Origin of the sequence: Methylobacterium nigriterrae, assembly GCF_037106235.1 — a bacterium.
In the GTDB taxonomy this organism is placed as follows: Bacteria; Pseudomonadota; Alphaproteobacteria; order Rhizobiales; family Beijerinckiaceae; genus Methylobacterium; species Methylobacterium nigriterrae.
The window spans coordinates 1-282 of sequence record NZ_JBAWTG010000777.1; the positions used below are offsets into that span (position 1 = coordinate 1).

At 74.8% G+C, this 282-nt stretch carries 1 pseudogene; it reads left to right on the forward strand.

Going from position 1 to position 282, the window contains the following annotated elements:
• A pseudogene (locus WDW90_RS39120) lies at window positions 1–193 on the forward strand (single-stranded-DNA-specific exonuclease RecJ); the annotation flags it as partial.
• Window positions 194–282: the final 89 nt, after the last annotated feature.

Below are 282 nucleotides of genomic sequence, written 5' to 3' on the forward strand. Positions count from 1 at the left end.
GGCGCGGCTGCGTAGCCGCGACGGGCAGGCGATCGGCGCCATCACCTTCCGCGCGGCCCACGGCCCGCTCGGCCAGGCAGTCCTCAACGGCGTCGGCCGCGAGTTCCACGTGGCCGGGACCCTGTCCTGCGACCGCTGGCGCGGAGCCGAGCGCGCGCAGGTCCGAATCTGCGATCTCGCACCCAGCGATTGATCCGGCGCCGAGCCGGTTGACACCCGCCTCCCCCCGCCCCCTAAGAACGACGCGCGGCCCGGCGGGCCGAAGTTTGGGGGAATGTCCCG